17 protein-coding genes are annotated in these 14,467 nt (G+C 59.5%); 13 read left to right on the forward strand and 4 right to left on the reverse strand.

Annotated features, from left to right (window positions below; translation table 11 throughout):
- The first annotated feature begins 33 nt into the window (after positions 1 to 33).
- Together JGZ97_RS02960 and JGZ97_RS02965 are read left to right on the forward strand one after the other, a co-directional pair.
- Positions 34 to 507, forward strand: a complete 474-nt coding sequence (locus tag JGZ97_RS02960; protein WP_207061114.1) for a tripartite tricarboxylate transporter TctB family protein — start codon at positions 34 to 36, stop codon at positions 505 to 507.
- 3 nt (positions 508 to 510) lie between these two features.
- A complete protein-coding gene (locus JGZ97_RS02965) occupies positions 511 to 2,052 on the forward strand; it encodes a tripartite tricarboxylate transporter permease (RefSeq protein ID WP_207061115.1) in 1,542 nt (513 codons plus the stop codon).
- A 228-nt stretch (positions 2,053 to 2,280) separates the two neighbouring features.
- Here the strand turns inward: JGZ97_RS02965 and JGZ97_RS02970 are convergent, their stop codons facing one another.
- Positions 2,281 to 3,354 (reverse strand): 3-deoxy-7-phosphoheptulonate synthase, encoded by a 1,074-nt coding sequence (locus tag JGZ97_RS02970; RefSeq protein ID WP_207061116.1) that lies wholly within the window; start codon positions 3,352 to 3,354, stop codon positions 2,281 to 2,283.
- A gap of 299 nt (positions 3,355 to 3,653) precedes the next feature.
- Here JGZ97_RS02970 and JGZ97_RS02975 point away from each other — a divergent pair, with 299 nt between their 5' ends.
- The 3 genes from JGZ97_RS02975 (at position 3,654) to JGZ97_RS02985 (ending at position 6,801) form a co-directional block, all read left to right on the forward strand.
- Positions 3,654 to 4,175 (forward strand): TIGR04211 family SH3 domain-containing protein, encoded by a 522-nt coding sequence (locus JGZ97_RS02975; RefSeq protein WP_207061117.1) that lies wholly within the window; start codon positions 3,654 to 3,656, stop codon positions 4,173 to 4,175.
- 130 nt (positions 4,176 to 4,305) lie between these two features.
- Positions 4,306 to 6,096, forward strand: coding sequence for a protein-disulfide reductase DsbD (gene dsbD, locus JGZ97_RS02980; protein WP_207061118.1), 1,791 nt, complete (start codon positions 4,306 to 4,308; stop codon positions 6,094 to 6,096).
- Between the two features lie 90 nt (positions 6,097 to 6,186).
- Entirely contained in the window at positions 6,187 to 6,801 is a 615-nt protein-coding gene (locus JGZ97_RS02985; protein WP_207061119.1) for a hypothetical protein, read from the forward strand.
- 76 nt (positions 6,802 to 6,877) lie between these two features.
- Here the strand turns inward: JGZ97_RS02985 and JGZ97_RS02990 are convergent, their stop codons facing one another.
- Together JGZ97_RS02990 and JGZ97_RS02995 are read right to left on the reverse strand one after the other, a co-directional pair.
- Positions 6,878 to 7,423: a hydrolase gene (locus JGZ97_RS02990; RefSeq protein ID WP_207061120.1), complete on the reverse strand. Its 546-nt coding sequence runs from the start codon at positions 7,421 to 7,423 to the stop codon at positions 6,878 to 6,880.
- Between the two features lie 26 nt (positions 7,424 to 7,449).
- Positions 7,450 to 7,881: a MaoC family dehydratase gene (locus tag JGZ97_RS02995; protein ID WP_242521495.1), complete on the reverse strand. Its 432-nt coding sequence runs from the start codon at positions 7,879 to 7,881 to the stop codon at positions 7,450 to 7,452.
- A 173-nt stretch (positions 7,882 to 8,054) separates the two neighbouring features.
- Between JGZ97_RS02995 and JGZ97_RS03000 the strand changes: the two genes are divergently transcribed.
- Positions 8,055 to 8,738, forward strand: a complete 684-nt coding sequence (locus tag JGZ97_RS03000) for an HAD-IA family hydrolase (protein ID WP_207061121.1) — start codon at positions 8,055 to 8,057, stop codon at positions 8,736 to 8,738.
- Positions 8,739 to 8,740: 2 nt separating this feature from the next.
- A complete protein-coding gene (gene sppA / locus JGZ97_RS03005) occupies positions 8,741 to 9,763 on the forward strand; it encodes a signal peptide peptidase SppA (RefSeq protein ID WP_370583984.1) in 1,023 nt (340 codons plus the stop codon).
- On the opposite strand, the gene JGZ97_RS03010 is transcribed toward sppA, so the two are convergent.
- A complete protein-coding gene (locus tag JGZ97_RS03010; RefSeq protein WP_207061122.1) occupies positions 9,764 to 10,342 on the reverse strand; it encodes a nucleoside triphosphate pyrophosphatase in 579 nt (192 codons plus the stop codon).
- A gap of 120 nt (positions 10,343 to 10,462) precedes the next feature.
- Here JGZ97_RS03010 and JGZ97_RS03015 point away from each other — a divergent pair, with 120 nt between their 5' ends.
- From JGZ97_RS03015 to acpP, 6 genes are all read left to right on the forward strand, one after another.
- The gene (locus tag JGZ97_RS03015) at positions 10,463 to 10,981 is read left to right on the forward strand and encodes a YceD family protein (protein ID WP_207061123.1); all 519 of its coding nucleotides are present in this window, start codon (positions 10,463 to 10,465) and stop codon (positions 10,979 to 10,981) included.
- Between the two features lie 20 nt (positions 10,982 to 11,001).
- The gene (gene rpmF, locus JGZ97_RS03020; RefSeq protein WP_207061124.1) at positions 11,002 to 11,181 is read left to right on the forward strand and encodes a 50S ribosomal protein L32; all 180 of its coding nucleotides are present in this window, start codon (positions 11,002 to 11,004) and stop codon (positions 11,179 to 11,181) included.
- 2 nt (positions 11,182 to 11,183) lie between these two features.
- The gene (plsX, locus tag JGZ97_RS03025; protein ID WP_255537671.1) at positions 11,184 to 12,185 is read left to right on the forward strand and encodes a phosphate acyltransferase PlsX; all 1,002 of its coding nucleotides are present in this window, start codon (positions 11,184 to 11,186) and stop codon (positions 12,183 to 12,185) included.
- A gap of 98 nt (positions 12,186 to 12,283) precedes the next feature.
- The gene (fabD, locus tag JGZ97_RS03030; RefSeq protein ID WP_207061125.1) at positions 12,284 to 13,216 is read left to right on the forward strand and encodes an ACP S-malonyltransferase; all 933 of its coding nucleotides are present in this window, start codon (positions 12,284 to 12,286) and stop codon (positions 13,214 to 13,216) included.
- Positions 13,217 to 13,247: 31 nt separating this feature from the next.
- Positions 13,248 to 13,991, forward strand: a complete 744-nt coding sequence (fabG, locus tag JGZ97_RS03035; protein WP_207061126.1) for a 3-oxoacyl-ACP reductase FabG — start codon at positions 13,248 to 13,250, stop codon at positions 13,989 to 13,991.
- Positions 13,992 to 14,166: 175 nt separating this feature from the next.
- The gene (gene acpP / locus JGZ97_RS03040) at positions 14,167 to 14,400 is read left to right on the forward strand and encodes an acyl carrier protein (RefSeq protein WP_207061127.1); all 234 of its coding nucleotides are present in this window, start codon (positions 14,167 to 14,169) and stop codon (positions 14,398 to 14,400) included.
- Positions 14,401 to 14,467: the final 67 nt, after the last annotated feature.

Below are 14,467 nucleotides of genomic sequence, written 5' to 3' on the forward strand. Positions count from 1 at the left end.
TAGGGCGGTGCCACGCTGCCCGAGGAGTCTTCCATGACCTTTACTAAGGACCATATCGGCGGTCTGGTTTTCCTGTGCCTGTCCGCCGCCTACGGTTACTACGCTGGCCAGATCCCCCTGTTGCCCGGGGACGAGTACGCTCCCTTTCACGCCCGTTCCCTGCCTAACGCGCTGGCCTTCATGGGCGGGGCGCTCTCTATCGCCCTGCTGGTGAGCGGGCGGCGTGATCGGGCGCATCGGCTGCAGCTCGGCGGCTATGACTTCTTTCTGGTGGGTGCACTGCTGGCCCTGGTGGCGCTTTTCGGTATCGCCTTAACCTGGCTTGGCTTTCTGGTTTCCACCGTATTGTTCTTAATCGGCGGTTACTGGCTGCTCGGCGAGCGCCGTATCCGGGTTCTGTTGCTGGCTTCGGTGCCTTTCGGTGTCGGCATCTGGTTTGTCTTGTCCCAGTTGCTGGATATCTATCTGGCGCCGGGACGGCTGTTTAGTTACCTGTTTGGAGGCTGATCCATGTTAGACGGAATCATGACCGGGCTGACCACGGCGGTGATGCCCTTCAACGTGATGATGGTGGTGGTCGGCTGCTTCGCGGGCACCTTTATCGGCATGCTGCCGGGGCTGGGCCCGATATCGGCGGTCGCGCTGATGATCCCCATTACTTACGGCCTGGACCCGGCGTCGGGTATCATTCTCATGGCCGGGGTCTATTATGGCGCCGTGTTTGGCGGCTCTACCTCATCCATTCTGATTAACGCCCCGGGCTGTGCCAGCACCGTGGCCTCCGCCTTCGACGGCTACCCGCTGGCCCAGCAGAAGCAGGCCGGCAAAGCCCTGGCCCTGGCGGCTTACTCCTCGTTTACCGGGGGCACCATTGGCGCCCTGATCCTGCTGTTCGCGGCCCCGGCCCTGGCCAGTGTTTCGCTGAGCTTCCAGTCCGGTGATTACTTCGCTCTGATGGTGCTGGGCCTGACCGCCGTGGCCGCGTTCTCCGGCCGGGGGCAGGTGCTTAAAGCACTGATCATGACGGTTTTCGGCCTGATGATCGCCACGGTCGGTACCGACATTACGTCGGGGGCGCCGCGGTATACCTTTGGCAGCATTGACCTGATTGACGGCATCAGCTTCCTGTTACTGGCAATGGCCACCTTCGCGCTGACCGAAGTGGTGATGACCGTGCTCAAGGGGCAGCACCGGGAGCCTGAGCCGGAAATGGACATGAAGTCCCTGGGAAGCATGAAATTGAGCCGGGAGGAGGTGAAAGAGGTTGCCCCCACGATCGCTCGCTCTTCGGTGTTTGGCTTTATCGTCGGCGTGCTGCCCGGTGCCGGCGCGACCATCGCCTCCTTCCTGGCCTATGGCTTTGAGCGCAACCTGGCCTCGGCCAAGGAGAGGCTGAAATTCGGCAAGGGCGCGCTGCGCGGGCTGGCGGCGCCGGAGTCGGCCAACAACGCCGCGTCCACGGGCTCCTTCGTGCCCCTGCTGACGCTGGGTATTCCGGGCTCCGGCACCACGGCCATCATGCTCGGTGCCTTGATCGCCTACGGTATTCAGCCTGGGCCGCGGCTGTTCGTGGACAACCCGGACGTGTTCTGGTCGGTGATCATCTCCATGTACTTCGGTAACCTGGTGCTGCTGATCCTCAACCTGCCGCTGATTCCCTATATTTCGCGGTTGCTGGTGATCCCTCGGCCGATCCTGATCCCGCTGATCCTGTTCTTCTCGATCACCGGGGTCTACCTGGTCAGCTTCAACACCTTTGATATCCAGATGATGGTGTTTATCACGGTGGCGGCGATCTTCCTCAAGCTGCTGGAATTTCCCATGGCGCCGATGCTGCTGGGCTTTATCCTGGGCGGCATCATGGAGAAAAACCTCAGTCGCGCGCTGACCCTGAGCGACGGCAGCCTCGCTTTCCTCTGGGAGCGGCCGTTGACGCTGACCATCATGGTGCTGGCAATTACCATGCTGCTGCTGCCGCTGTTCGGGCAGTTGCGCCGGCGGCTGTTCGCCGGCCGGGGGCCGGAGGTGGCCTCCAGCGAGGGTGAAGGCTAAGGCGCCCCTGGGCACGCAATCACCGTCGGCATCGGGTAACCGGGCCGGCGGTTTTTTTTGCCCGGAAGAAACGCCGAGGGGTGGCGTTGCACGACGGGTGGGCTGGCGGATGAAGGTTGGACACGGTGCCCGGCTGCAAGATCGCGGGGTATAGCTGGTGCGGTGCTTTGGGGAAGGGGGGAGGAGAGGGGAAGTAAGGGCCCCGGCGGGGCCCTCGGGTGGCCGCGTTTAGCGGGCGCGGTGGGGCAGTACGTCGCGCAGCTTGTCGGCCATTTCCCGCAGGCTTTTCTCTGTGGTGGGCCAGTCGATGCAGGCGTCGGTAATGGAGACGCCGTACTTGAGGTCGCCCAGGTTCGCCGGGATCGACTGATTGCCCCATTCCAAGTGGCTCTCGACCATCAGGCCGATGATCGACTCGTTGCCTTCGATGATCTGGTTGGCGACGTTCTCCATCACCAGCGGCTGCAGCGCCGGGTCCTTGTTGGAGTTGGCGTGGCTGCAGTCGATCATGATGTTGGTGCTCAGGCCGTTCTTTTCCAACGCTTTTTCGCACAAGGCGACGCTGACTGAATCGTAGTTGGGCTTGCCGCCCCCGCCGCGCAGCACCACGTGGCCGTATTGGTTGCCCTTGGTGCGGATCACCGACACCTGCCCAGCGCCGTTGATGCCGAGGAAGTTGTGGGGATGGCTGACCGACTGCAGGGCGTTGATTGCAACGGTCAGGCCACCGTCGGTACCGTTTTTGAAACCGACGGCGCAGGAAAGGCCGCTGGACATCTCCCGATGGGTCTGGGACTCGGTGGTGCGGGCGCCGATGGCGGACCAGGCGATCAAATCCTGCAGGTACTGGGGTGAGATCGGGTCCAGCGCCTCGGTGGAGAGCGGTAGTCCTTTGTCGGCCAGGTCGATCAGGAGCTGACGACCGATACGCAACCCTTTTTCGATCTGGAAGGAGTCGTTGAGGTCGGGATCGTTGATCAGTCCTTTCCAGCCCACGGTGGTGCGGGGTTTCTCGAAGTAGACCCGCATGACGATATAGAGTGTGTCTTTGAGCTCATCCGCCAGCGCCTTGAGTCGCTCGCCATACTCAAGTGCCGAGTCCACGTCGTGGATGGAGCAGGGGCCCACCACGACGAACAGCCGCTTATCCTTGCCGTCGAGAATGTCGCGAATCACCTGGCGCCCTTCAAGTACTGAGCGGCGTGCGGCGTCCGTCAGCGGGATGGCGCGCTTTAGCTCCTCGGGCGTGACCAGGATGGATTGGGATTCGACGTTAAGGTCGTCAACGCGGATATCGGTCATTGTGGCTTCCTACTGATTTGATGCGGTGGGCGGTGTCGCGGCCTTGACGGGACGCGCGCCACCCGGGCTGAGAGCACTTTCTAACATATTCCATCACCTTAAGGTATGGCTGGGGGTTAGACCATCGGGTGAGCCGCGAAAGGCGATGGGTAAACCGCTTAATCCCGGCCAGCGGGGCTGATATAATCGTGCGTTTAAGTTGGTCATAAGTTACTCAATTTATCCAAGGGAACGGTTCATAAAAAATGCGCAACCTATTGGTCTTTTTTACATTGTTTTGGTTTTTTGGCTCCGCGGCGATGGCACAGGACTACCATGTCAGCGATGAAGTGACGGTCTTTATGCACACCGGCCCCAGCAATCAGTACCGGATCAAGGCTCGAATCAGTAGCGGTACCGCGTTGCAGGTCCTGAATCGCAATAACAGCACTGATTACGTGCAGGTGCGCACTGATAACGGCACGGAGGGGTGGATCGAAGGGCGTTTCGTCAGCGAAGGGCCGAGCATTAAGAACCGCCTGCCCCGTCTGGAATCACAACTCGCGCAGAGCCGGGAAAAAGTGACCGAGCAGGCCCAGGCGCTGGAGCAGCTACAGGCCCAGCTGGAGGAGTCCACGGCCGCCAGCGCCGAGTCGGTGGCCGAGGTGGCGCAGCTTGAGAACGAAGTCGCCCGCCTGCAACTGGAGATTGACCGCATGGATGAGCGCAACCTGATGGGGTGGCTGATACGTGGGGGCGGAATCGCCCTGGCAGGCGTGGTACTAGGGCTGATTATTCCAAACCTGCCCAAGCGCCGGCGCCGCACCGACGAGTGGTTCTGAACTGAATTGCTGAAATTGGTTCCAATGTCCCAGTCATCATTGTGTCTAATCAGAGGCTGAAAGCTTGCCCGCGAACCTGATAAGCCACGGCTTGCTCCGTGTTCTAGTACTTGCTCTTGGGCTGTTGTTGATGAACGGCGCTCAGGCGTCGTTGTTCGACGACCTAGTTGGCAAGGGGGAGGGGCCGCTGCCGGTGGAAGAGGCCTACCAGCTGACGGGAGAGCCCGTGGGGGGCGGTGTCTACCGCTTAACCTGGAAGATCCACGAAGGCTACTACCTCTACCGGGACAAAATTAAGCTCAATGCCGGCCCCGACGTCGAGGTGGTAAAGGTGGTCAAGGGGGCGGCCAAGCTCAAGGATGATCCCCTCTTCGGCGAGGTTCATGTTTACTACGACAGCGCCGAGCTGCAGGTGGCCCTGCGCAGCCTGACCGGGGCGCCGGTCGACGGTACCCTTGAGGTGGAATACCAGGGCTGCTGGGAAGGGGGGGTCTGTTATCCTCCCGTGTCCAAACGCCTGCCGCTGTTTGATGTGCCCGTTGAAGCCGCCCCCCTGGCCGCCACGGTGGCGTCCTCTGCTCTCCAGGGTGGGGACGGGGGCGGGTTTTCGCTGTCCCTGACCGACCAGCAGCAGTACACGGCCAGTCTTGCTGCGGGCAACCTGCTGCTGACCGTTGGGCTCTTTCTGCTGGCGGGGCTGGCGCTTTCGCTGACCCCCTGCGTATTCCCCATGATTCCCATTCTCGCCAGCGTGATCGCCGGTCAGCAGGGACCGGTCAGTTCCGCCCGGGCGTTTGGGCTTTCGCTGGTTTATGTGCTCTCTATGGCGTTCACCTACACCCTGGCCGGCGTCTTTGCCGGGCTGTTTGGTGAAAACCTGCAGGCCGCGTTCCAGCAGCCCTGGATCATTGTTACCTTCAGCCTGGTGTTTGTGCTTCTGGCCGGGGCGATGTTCGGTTTTTTCGAGCTGCAGATGCCGCAATCCGTGCAGAATGCGCTTAACCGTGTCAGTCGCAGCCAGCGGGGTGGGCAGCTGACGGGGGTGGCGGTGATGGGTTTTCTCTCTGCCCTGATTGTCGGCCCCTGTGTTGCAGCCCCTCTGGCAGGTGCGTTGATTTACATCGGCCAGACCGGGGATCCTCTGCTGGGCGGTGTTGCATTGTTTGCGCTCAGTATGGGTATGGGGTTGCCGCTGATTCTGATCGGAACCTCGGCCGGGCGTCTGCTGCCTCGCGCCGGTCAGTGGATGAACCAGGTGAAATGGGGCTTTGGCATCGTTTTGCTGCTGATGGCCGTTTGGATGCTGGACCGGGTGGTGCCTGCCGTGGTGACCATGGTGTTGACCGGGGCGGTGCTGGTCTACACCGCTATCTACCTGCGGGCGCTGGACATGCTCCCGGAGGCAGCTGGCGGCTGGAGCCGCTTTGGTAAGGCTTCGGGGATTTTGCTGCTCTTGTACGGCAGTGCGCTGCTGCTGGGGGCTGCCGCGGGGAATCGCAGCATGCTTGCTCCGCTGGAAGGCGTGGTGGCGAGTCCTGCGATAACCGCCGAGAAGGGGCAGGCCGTCGCCTTTTCCAAGGTGACCTCTGTGGCGGAGCTGGAGCCGATACTGGCCAGCGCTGAGCAGGCTGGGCGGCCGGTCATGCTGGATTTCTACGCGGATTGGTGCGTTTCCTGTAAGGAGTTGGAGGTGTTTACCTTTGCTGATGCGACGGTACGCCGGGAAATGGGACGCTTTGTTCTGGTCAAGGTGGATGTGACGGCCAACGATGATCAGTCAAAGGCGCTCTACCAACGTTATGGCATTATCGGCCCTCCGGCGTTGGTGTTCTATGACCCCCGGGGTAAGCGGCTTGATGGGCACATGCTGGTGGGCGTGCCCAGCCCTGAGGCGTTCGCCGCGCACCTGCAGAAAATATGACGCTAGCGCGGTTTTCCCTATAACTCAGCTGGTTGTATCTCGGCCTATACTGGTACACAGGAGCTAAACCCAGCCAGCGGAGTCTGTGCGATGAATGGAAATCTTCGTGATTTTTTCGCCTTGCAGGATGTTTGCCGTGGGCCAGGTGACGAGGGGAGTCCGTTCAAGGCGGTGGCGCCAACGCGGTTCTACGCGCTCTCTAGTGCTCTCCTGGTTGCGGCAGGAACCTACCTCCTCGCCGTGATCTTCTCCAGCGTTGCTGCCAGCGTGTTTGACCTGCGTACAGCGGAGCTGATCGTCCAGGTTAACTTTGTTGCGTTCTGGGTCGTCACGCTCGCAATTCTGATAGCTCCCTTTTTTCATTTGCAGCGTTATCGGGTGAAGGTGCAGGGCCGTGTCGGGCGCCTGTTTCATTACCAGGAGGCGATGGTCATTCTTGCGGGAATGTTATTTCTTAATATTCCGCTGATGTTTCTTGCTCACGCACTCTCTCTTTACGAATCCCTGGGCCATTTCACCGCATTGGGTGATGAGGCACGCCGCTATCTCTCCTCGGCAATGCCGTTTTATGCATTGCCGACGATAAAAGACGTAGTTGTCTGTGCCGGGTTCGGTGGGGTGTTGCTCGTGATAAAGGGGTGGGTCTTTAAGCGGGTGGCGAAGCGTTTTATCCAGGATAAGCGGTTTCGAGCGGCCCGAGGGTAGGGAGCCGAGGCGGTGGTGGCTGGATGCAAATGTAAAAAAGGGCGGCCGTGGGCCGCCCTTTTTGCTGGAACCGCGCCTAGCGCAGGTAGTTCATGCTGATGGTCTTGAATGTCTCGGTGCCGGATTTTTCCATCCACTCGAAAGCGACCATTTCCCGCGATACGATCTGCAGCCCGCACTGCCTCATCCGCTCCAGCGCCAGTGACTTGTCTTCGGGGCTGCGCGAAGCCACGGCGTCGGCCACCACGAAGACCTCCTTGCCTTGCGCGTTGAGTTCAAGTGCGGTTTGCAGAACGCAGACATGCGCTTCCATGCCGACGATGATCACCTGCTCTCGCCCGCTGGCGTCAATTTTGTCGCGGCAGCCCGCATCGGCGGCGCAGGAAAAGTGGGTCTTGCTCATCTTGCCAGCAGCGGGGATCAGGGCGTTGATGGGCTCAACCGTGCCTCCCAGGCCCTGGGGGTATTGCTCCGAGGTAAGGACGGGTACGCCGATGATGTCGGCCACCTCCAGCAGCCACCGGCAATTCTCAATCAGGGTTTGGTGCCCGTGGACGGCGGGCACCAGCTTTTCCTGAATGTCCACCACCAGCAGGCAGGATCGTTTGGCGTTGATTAGCATGGCCGGCTCCTTGCTTTTTCGTTGGCTCAGTTCTCTCGTGAGTCCACCATGATGGTGGCGGCGCCGTCAGCCACTACTTTGCCGGCGACGGTGCAGGTTGTGCGCAGCTTGACGCGACGGCGCTTGGCGTCGATCTCCTCGACGGTTGCCGTGGCTGTCACGGTTTCGCCGAACTTGACCGGGGCCTTGAATTTAAGGTTCTGGTCGAGATAGATGGCGCCCGGCCCGGGGAGGCGGGTGCCCAGTACGGCTGAGATGAGACCGGCGCTGAACATGCCGTGGACAATGCGCTCTTTGAACAGCGTCTCGGCGGCGAATTCAGCGTTGATATGTACCGGGTTGTTGTCCCCTGTGATGCCTGCAAAGGTATAGACGTCCGATTCTGATACAGTTTTGGCGAAGGAGGCGGACATGCCGACTTCCAGATCCTCAAGGTAATAACCGTGCAGGTCGCTCATGATTGTCGATCTCCTTGGTACGACGGGAATGAAAGGCGAGTAGGATACCGCAACGCAACACGGCTACCAACTGTCGATCTAAGGCCGGCATTGAGGCGCGTGGTGTGTACCGGCTTGAAAAAAACGCTGTTATCCCTCACTAATGGGTACAAACAGACCGCGGGAGGGTTTTCTTGTACCAGCTTCTGATTTTTGACTGGGACGGCACGCTGATCGATTCAGCCGGGCGCATCGTCTCGAGCATGCAGCGGGCAGCAAGCGCGCAGGGGCTCGCGCCCCGGGGCGATGCCGCGATTCGCAATATTATAGGCCTTGGCTTGCCCGAGGCGCTTGATGCGCTTTATCCCGGAATTGAGGGGGAGGAGGTTGAGGCGATGCGCGAGCGTTACTCTCGCTATTACTTGGCTGAGGATGAACCCCCCGCATCGCTCTTTACCGGAGTTGAAGCCGGTTTGGGCCGTTTGCGCGACTCGGGTTACACCCTCGCGGTGGCAACCGGTAAAAGCCGCCGGGGGTTGGTCCAGGTGTTTGAGGAGACGGGGCTGGGGGAGCTTTTTCATTTGAGCCGTTGTGCTGACGAGACGCGTTCCAAGCCTCATCCCATGATGCTGGAGGAGATTCTCGCCGAAACCGGGCACCCTGTTGAAAGCGCCCTGATGATCGGAGATACGGAGTATGACCTGGAGATGGCGTCCCGTGCCGGGATGGCGTCGGTGGGGGTTAGTTATGGCGTGCATGAGCAGCAGCGTCTGCTGCGTCATGCGCCGCAAACGGTAATCCATAGGTTTGCTGAACTGGAAACCTGGCTTGAGGGTCAAAAAAATCAAATTCAACCGCAAGCAGTAGGCGAGGATTAAGTGTGAGCGATAATCTCTGGGGCGAAAAAACTGACCAGGATGCGGGCGCCGAAGGCAAGCCGGCAGGCACCGGTGACGAGGCGCGGGACAAGAGCCGCGAGTGGCAGTTGATTGAAAAACTGGTGATGGGGCTCGGGGCCGAGCAGCGCAGGGCGCGGCGCTGGGGGATCTTCTTTAAATCCCTGACCTTCATTTATCTGTTCGCGGCACTGTTTCTTCTGGTCCCCGGTAGTTTGTTCGATAAGGTAGAACCTCATGGCGACGGGCACACGGCGCTGGTGGAGGTGCAGGGCACCATTGCCCAGGATGAGGACGCCAGTGCGGATCGGATAAGCGGCGCCTTGCGCCGGGCTTTCAAGGATGAGGGGACCCGGGGGGTTATCGTTCGTATTAACAGTCCAGGGGGGAGTCCGGTCCAGGCGGGTTATGTCTATGACGAGATCCGGCGCCTCAAGGCTGAATATCCTCAGGTGCCGGTGTACAGCGTTATAGCCGATATCGGTGCGTCTGGCGGCTACTACATCGCCGCAGCCGCAGACGAAATTTACGCCGACAAGGCGAGCCTGGTCGGCTCCATCGGGGTTGTTTCCTCGAGTTTCGGGTTTGTCGATATGCTTGAAAAACTGGGGGTGGAGCGGCGCCTGATGACTGCCGGTGAGCACAAGGCTTTTCTGGACCCCTTTGTGCCGCTGAAAGCTTCGGAAAAAGAGTTCTGGAGCAGTGTGCTGGAAACCACCCACGCCCAGTTTATCGAGCAGGTAAAACGGGGGCGGGGAGAGCGCCTGAAGGACGACGCTGAGCTGTTCAGTGGGTTGGTATGGACCGGCGAGCAGGCCCTGGAACTGGGGCTGGTTGACGGTCTTGGCAGCGCCGGATACGTCGCTCGAGAAGTGGTGGGCGCCGAGGAGATCGTCAATTTTACTCCGGCCAAAAGCACCTTGGAGCGTCTGACCGAACAGCTGGGTGTAAGTATCGCCCGCACCCTCAGTATGGAACTGGGGCTGGGCGGTAGCGTATTGCGATGATCAGGGCGTTGTGATGCCCTCGTTTTCCAGGAAGCGTATCAGGCGGATCAGCGGCAGGCCGATCAGCGTGTTTGGATCGGCCCCCTCCAGTCGCTCAAAAAGGCTGATGCCCAGTCCTTCAGACTTGAAGCTGCCTGCGCACTGGTAGGGGGTGTCGGCTCGGAGGTAACGCTCAATCTGGGCGTTATTCAATGAGCGAAAGTGAACCTGGAAGGGTTCCGCCCCGGTTTGAAGGTGGCCGCTTTGGCTGTTCAGCAGGACAAGCCCGGTCAGAAAGGTGACCGTTTTCCCGCTGCAGCGCTCAAGCTGCTCGCGGGCCCGGTCGTGACAGCCGGGTTTTCCGATGATCTGGCCCTCGAGCTCCGCCACCTGATCTGAAGCGATGATCAGGTGGCTGCTGAACGTATTTGCCGCTGCCTGCGCCTTCTCGGTCGCAAGTCGCTCAACCAGTGCCCGGGGTGTTTCCCCAGCAAAGGGGGTTTCGTCAATCGCCGGATCGGTGCATTCGAAAGGGTGCTTGAGTTTCTCGAGCAGCGCTTTTCTAAACGGCGAACTGGAGGCAAGAACGAGCGAGGGCATGTTAAAATGAGCTCCTGGCAGTGGTTGGCGCTTTGATGCCTCCATGGTAGCCGTTTTTATTCCCTTTTTAATACCAGTGCCCTTTACATAAACGGCAATGGTCCCTATTATGGCGCGCTTATGTCGAAGGCCCCTTTACCGAATAAAATTGACCCTCGACGTTCTGCCGAGCAAGGGCTCTCCTATGAGGGTTCGCTGGCGCTGCAACAGATGGTGCGGCTGGCCAGTTATCTGGTAGGCGACGAGGGGGCTGTAGATGTCAGCCTCTCCTTTGGCAAGGACGAAGAAGGTATTCGTTATGTAAAAGGGGAGGCCGAAGGTACGGTTCGGATGCTTTGTCAGCGTTGTCTGGAGCCGGTGCGAATCGAGCTGAAGGCTCAGCTCAACCTGGGGATGGTAAGTAGCGAGGAGGCAGCTAGCAAGCTTCCCCGGCGTTATGATCCTCTGGTGACTCAAGGTGATCCCCAGGAGCTCTATCGGGCGCTTGAGGATGAGCTGATCCTGAGCCTGCCGCTGATCGCCCATCACGACGATTGCGAGGTGAAAACCGAGTATCGTGATCCCGATGCCAAGCCGGAAGACGACGACAAGGTCAATCCATTCAGTGTACTGGCCCAGTTAAAGGGCGATAAACATTAGATTTCAGGAGCTGCTCAGTCATGGCTGTTCAACAGAACAAAGTAACCCGTTCACGTCGCGGTCAGCGTCGCTCTCACGATGCGCTTTCCGCTTCCACCCTTTCTCAGGACGCCACCACCGGTGAGATCCATCGTCGTCACCACGTGACTGCAGATGGTTTCTACCGCGGCCGTCAAGTGGTTTCCAAAGACGCCGAATAAGCTTGGTTGCAACCTGCACCCTAGCAATCGACGCAATGAGTGGGGACTTCGGTCCCCACATCATTGTTCCCGCCTCGCTTGATTTTCTCTCCCGTTATCCCGATACCGCGCTCGAATTGGTCGGGGATCTTGATCAGATAACGCCCTATCTTCCCGGGTCTCATCCGCGTCTCGCGCTGCTCCAGGCCGATACCGTGGTGGGTATGGATGAAAAACCGTCAACGGCCTTGCGCCAGCGTCGGGATTCCTCTCTTTATCGTGTTATTGAGCGGGTGGCTCAAGGTCAGGCTCAGGCCTGTGTCAGCGCTGGCAATACTGGCGCCATGATGGCTATGGGGCGTTACCTGCTGCACACCCATCCGGGCATCGATCGGCCCGCTATCGCCTCTGCTATTCCTACCCGCGATAGGCATTGTTACATGCTTGACTTGGGCGCGAACGTGGATTGCAGTGCCGACCACCTTTTTCAGTTTGCCCTGATGGGGTCTGTGCTGGTGGAAGCGCTGGAAGGCATGCCTCGTCCTCGCGTTGCTTTGCTCAACGTGGGCGAAGAGGAGATCAAGGGTAACGAGCAGGTCAAGCTGGCTTCGCGTCTGTTGCGCGAGCATCATGAGCTTAATTACGTGGGCTATATCGAGGGTGATGGCATTTATCAGGGCTATGCTGATGTGGTGGTCTGCGATGGCTTTGTCGGCAATATTGCGCTGAAAAGCAGTGAGGGTTTGGCCCGGCTGATGGGGCGCTCCCTGGATGGGGCGTTTCGGCAAACTTTTTACCGCAGGGTGGTTGGCTGGCTGGCACGTCCGGTGCTGGCAGAGCTGCGCTCGCTGATGGATCCGTCCCGTCGCAACGGGGCGAGCCTGCTTGGCTTGCAGGGAATCGTGGTCAAGAGTCATGGCTCGGCGAACCGGGCCTGCTTCGGTCATGCCATTGCTCAGGCGCGGGCGGAAGTGTTGCAGGGGGTGCCGCGCATGTTGAATGAGCGGTTGGCGGCGGCGGTCTGAAGCGGCCGCGTTTTAATTGTTATCGATTCAGGTAAGATACGCGTACCCGCGGCGCTTGATGGGTTGCCGCTTGAACGTGTAGAGGTTACGAGGAAGGCATGAACCAGTCCTTAGCTTTCGTTTTTCCCGGTCAGGGGTCTCAGCATTTGGGTATGCTGGCGGAGCTCGCTGAGCAGTTCGGCGTGATCCAGCAGACGTTCGCAGATGCGTCTGACGCGCTTGGCTATGATCTCTGGGCGCTGACCCAGGAGGGGCCCGAAGAGGCGCTCAATAGTACCGAGAAGACGCAGCCGGCGTTGCTGACGGCGGGTGTCGCTCTCTGGCGGCTCTGGAAGGAACAGGGGGGCGACCAGCCTGCGTTGATGGCGGGCCATAGTCTGGGCGAGTACACGGCGCTGACCTGCGCCGGGGCGCTGGCGCTGAAAGATGCGGTGGTGTTGGTGAAGCAGCGCGGCGAGTTTATGCAGGCAGCGGTGCCGGCGGGTCAGGGCGGAATGGCCGCCGTGCTCGGTCTGGACGACGCCAAGGTTGAGGAAGCGTGTCGACAGGCTGCTCAGGGCGCCGTAGTTTCCGCGGTTAACTACAACTCGCCCGGGCAAGTGGTTATCGCGGGGGCGGCTGATGCCGTGGCCCGTGCAGTCGCAGAATGCAAGGCGGCAGGGGCTAAGCGGGCTGTGGAGTTGCCGGTTAGCGTTCCTTCTCACTGCGAATTGATGAAGCCTGCTGCGGAGCAGCTCAAGGCGGCACTTGATGCAGTAGAGATGAAGATGCCGGAGGTTACCGTTATCCAGAATGTGGCGGCGCGTCCGGCTCAGGATCTGGCGGAGCTGCGTAGCAATTTGGTCGAGCAGCTCTACCGCCCGGTTCTCTGGACGGGCTCCGTGCAGGCCATGGCCGAGCGCGGGGCTGAGGTGCTTGTTGAATGCGGCCCTGGCAAAGTGTTGTCGGGTCTGAACAAGCGGATTCAGCGCAGTCTGACGGTGATGGCGATCAATGATCCCGCCGGTCTTGAGAAAGCGCTGGGGCGCTGAGGCTGCAAGGTGATAGCAAACGGAGTTTTAAATGAGTATTGAAGACAAAGTTGCCCTCGTGACCGGCGCCACCCGAGGAATTGGCAAGGCCATCGCTCTTGAGCTCGGTAGCCGAGGCGCTACTGTCGTGGGGACTGCTACCAGTGAATCAGGAGCTGCCAGTATTGAGGCCAGCCTGAAAGAAGCTGGAGTTAAGGGGGCGGGGTTGGTGTTGGATGTGGCTGATCCTGCGTCCGTCGAATCCGTGCTGGCCGAGGTGCAGAGTCGCTTCGGTGTTGTGACGATCGTTGTGAACAATGCCGGTATCACTCGCGACAATATCCTGATGCGAATGAAAGATGACGAGTGGGATCAGGTGCTTAACACCAATCTGAGCTCCATCTACCGGGTGGCCAAAGGCTGTCTGCGTGGTATGACCAAGGCGCGTTGGGGGCGGATTATCAACGTAAGTTCCGTGGTTGCTTCCATGGGTAATGCCGGGCAGTCGAACTACGCAGCCGCCAAGGCGGGTATCGAAGGCTTTAGCCGGGCGCTGGCCCGGGAGGTAGCCTCACGTAATATCACGGTTAACTCCGTGGCGCCGGGCTTTATTGACACCGATATGACCAGCGGGCTTGCGGACGAGCACAAGGATAAGTTGCGTGCGCAGATCCCGCTTAACCGTCTGGGTGCCCCCGAAGAGGTGGCTGCCGTGGTTGGGTTTCTGGCCAGCCAAGAGGGTGGCTATGTCACCGGCGAGACTATCCATGTGAACGGCGGCATGTATATGGGCTGATGACCCTTTCCAATTTTGGAAAAGTGGGAATTGTTTTTTTGCCGAATATGTTGATAATGTCCCCTTCAGTCGCCCGGGGCGGCGGAGGGGATCAAGGTTTCCCCAGTAGTGTTGAATAACTCGAGCTTTGCACTAACATTGCTGGAAAAATTGTTCATAACAAGTAGGAAGAACTATGAGTACTATCGAAGAGCGCGTTAAGAAAATTGTTGCTGAGCAACTGGGCGTTAAAGAGGAAGAGGTAACTAAAGAGGCTTCCTTCGTCGAAGATCTGGGCGCTGACTCTCTGGATACCGTCGAACTGGTCATGGCTCTGGAAGAGGAATTTGAGACTGAAATTCCCGACGAAGAAGCCGAGAAGATCACTACTGTTGCTCTGGCGATCGAGTACATCGAAGCCAACCAGTAAGTTACGCTGCTAAAAAGCTTACGAAAAGCCGCCGCTATGTCAGATAGGGCGGCTTTTCTTTGTTTTA

It is taken from the genome of Motiliproteus sp. SC1-56, assembly GCF_017309075.1.
Lineage (GTDB): Bacteria > Pseudomonadota > Gammaproteobacteria > Pseudomonadales > Balneatricaceae > Motiliproteus.